Genomic DNA, 2,328 nt, shown 5'->3' on the forward strand with positions numbered 1-2,328 from the left:
CTCCGAGACCCGTCGCCACATCGTCCGCGGTCTGCGGACGTTGCGGAACAAGCGCGAAGCGCTGCCCCCGAAGAAGCACGGCAACATCCCCCTCTAGCCCCCTAGCGAAGGGCTGTTTCCATGATCCGTATTGTCCGGGGCAACCCGACCCCCGAGGAGTTGGCCGCCGCTCTGGCGGTGGTGCAAGCACGCGCGGCGGCCGTCATGGCCGCTGCGCGGACCGAGGACGATCCGGAGGAGTGGTCCGACCCCGCCCGCACCGTCCCCAGCCACCGGGTGCCGCACCCGGGTCCCAAGGCGTGGCGCACCACCTACTGGCCCGCCTGAGCGGCCCGCGGCGGGCCGGATGGCAGCTTCGCGCCGGGGCGCCTGAGTACGCGTACTCAGGCGCCCCGGCGTCTCCGGCCTCAGGATCGGATTCATGCTGTGGTCCGAGCCGCCCGATGAGCCGCCCGAGGAACTGCGGCGCGCCGAGGCCATGCTCCGCCGCGCCCGCACCGTTCTGACCGTCGCCGTGCTGCTGGCGATGTGCATCCTCGGCATGTGGCCCTAACCCGGGCGGTGTCCGACGGATCTTGACTCGCCTGCGGCGGGCTGTTCCCCTCCTCGCCCCTTCCCACGACTGGGGCTCCGCCCCAGACCCCGGGGCCCAGGGGCGAAGCACCTGCCACGCGCGGACACCCCGTAGCAGGTGGCCCTGGCCCCCGGCCCCTCGCCGGGAGCGGCTTACCCTGGTGCGCATGACTGCGCAGCGCACTCTCGTTCTCGCGTCCGCCTCGCCCGCCCGGCTCGGGCTGCTGCGGCAGGCCGGATTGGCGCCGAAGGTGATCGTCAGCGGGGTGGACGAGGACGCGCTCAGCGCCGACACCCCCGCCGAGCTGGCCCGGGTGCTGGCCGAGGCGAAGGCCACCGCCGTGGCCGGGCTTCCGGAGACGGCCGGCTCCCTCGTCGTCGGCTGCGACTCGGTGCTGGAGCTCGACGGTCAGGCGCTCGGCAAGCCGGCCGACGCCGAGGAGGCCACCGCGCGCTGGAAGTCGATGCGCGGCCGGGCCGGGGTGCTGCGCACCGGGCACTGCGTGATCGACACGGCCAACGGCAGCCGCACCTCGGCCACCGCGTCCACCACCGTCCACTTCGGCGAGCCGACGGACGAGGAGATCGCGGCGTACGTCGCCAGCGGCGAACCGCTGCACGTGGCGGGCGCGTTCACGCTCGACGGCCGTTCGGCGCCGTTCATCGACGGCATCGAGGGCGACTCCGGAAACGTGATCGGGCTGTCCCTGCCGCTGTTCCGCCGGCTGCTCGCCGAACTGGACGTGCGGATCACGGACCTCTGGAACGACTAGGGAATTCCGGCTAGGCGATTCCCTGGACCTCTCTTAGGTCTTTCCCTCGATCTTTCCCGGCTCAGGCCGGACTGGGAGCGCGGCTCAGGCCGGGCTGGGGGCATCGTGGCCGCCGCCCGCGACCTCGGCGGAGGGCTCGGCGGGCGACTCCGCCTCGTACCCCAGCAGGCTCAGCACGATCAGCCCCAGCACCACCATCATGAACGCGAACGCCGCCCAGCCCACCAGGCCGACCGAGAACGCGCCCAACAGCCCGTGCACCACCGCACAGGTGATGAGCAGGATGCGGGCCAGGCGGCCGGGCGCGCGGTCGCGCACCGCGGTGCGCAGCAGCACCACCCCGCACACCAGCAGATAGAGGCCGAAGAGGCCGCCCGCGACCCAGGTCCCGATCGACATCGCGTCGGTGTCCATGCCGCCCAAGGACATCTGCTGACGGTCCACGACCAGGCCGAGGATCCAGTTCAGCAGCGCTATGCCGACCGCCTCGACCATCAGCGTCACTGCCGCCACCGCGGCCACTGGTCTGCGCGCCACCGCGATCCCCTCCACTCTGTCAGTGCCGAAGCACGCTACTAACGGGTAAGCGCCGCCACAAGAGGTTCGGACGAGCTGAACGCCGTGGCAAAGTTTCCGCCCGGCATTCGTAGGGTCTCCACAAAGAAACGCGAGGCGCCGCAGCACGGCGTGCCAGAGACCTTGCCCACATCGTGGACCGTGCCATGGCCCCGAAAACCGGGCGTACCGTGGAGCGACGGGGGATCCGGACGTTCGTCCAACGCGAGGTTCACGCTCCGTGTGGTCAAGCTCACGCCCGGGGTCTTCTCGGCGCGAGGTGTCGCCTGTACCTAAACTCGGCTTGTTTCAAGGAGGGAGCCATCGTGCGCAAGGTGCTCATCGCCAACCGTGGCGAGATCGCTGTCCGTGTTGCCCGTGCCTGCCGGGATGCCGGGATCGCGAGCGTAGCCGTCTACGCCGATCC

General features: G+C 71.2%; 5 protein-coding genes. 4 read left to right on the forward strand and 1 reads right to left on the reverse strand.

What is annotated here, in order from left to right; genetic code table 11:
• Positions 1-120: 120 nt before the first annotated feature.
• The 3 genes from ACFXB5_RS53495 (at position 121) to ACFXB5_RS53505 (ending at position 1,346) form a co-directional block, all read left to right on the forward strand.
• Entirely contained in the window at positions 121-327 is a 207-nt protein-coding gene (locus ACFXB5_RS53495; RefSeq protein WP_201858692.1) for an acyl-CoA carboxylase subunit epsilon, read from the forward strand.
• A gap of 94 nt (positions 328-421) precedes the next feature.
• The gene (gene mmpB, locus ACFXB5_RS53500) at positions 422-553 is read left to right on the forward strand and encodes a morphogenic membrane protein MmpB (protein ID WP_256656293.1); all 132 of its coding nucleotides are present in this window, start codon (positions 422-424) and stop codon (positions 551-553) included.
• A gap of 187 nt (positions 554-740) precedes the next feature.
• Positions 741-1,346 (forward strand): Maf family protein, encoded by a 606-nt coding sequence (locus ACFXB5_RS53505; RefSeq protein WP_385223315.1) that lies wholly within the window; start codon positions 741-743, stop codon positions 1,344-1,346.
• Positions 1,347-1,430: 84 nt separating this feature from the next.
• On the opposite strand, the gene ACFXB5_RS53510 is transcribed toward ACFXB5_RS53505, so the two are convergent.
• On the reverse strand, positions 1,431-1,883 hold the full coding sequence (locus ACFXB5_RS53510; RefSeq protein WP_385223317.1) for a hypothetical protein: 453 nt from the start codon (positions 1,881-1,883) through the stop codon (positions 1,431-1,433).
• A 344-nt stretch (positions 1,884-2,227) separates the two neighbouring features.
• On the opposite strand from ACFXB5_RS53510, the gene ACFXB5_RS53515 reads away from it, so the two are divergent.
• Positions 2,228-2,328, forward strand: a 101-nt coding sequence (locus ACFXB5_RS53515) for a biotin carboxylase N-terminal domain-containing protein (protein ID WP_158786612.1), incomplete at its 3' end; no start/stop codon positions are given.

This window comes from Streptomyces sp. NPDC059455 (genome assembly GCF_042750115.1).
GTDB lineage: Bacteria > Actinomycetota > Actinomycetes > Streptomycetales > Streptomycetaceae > Streptomyces > Streptomyces endocoffeicus.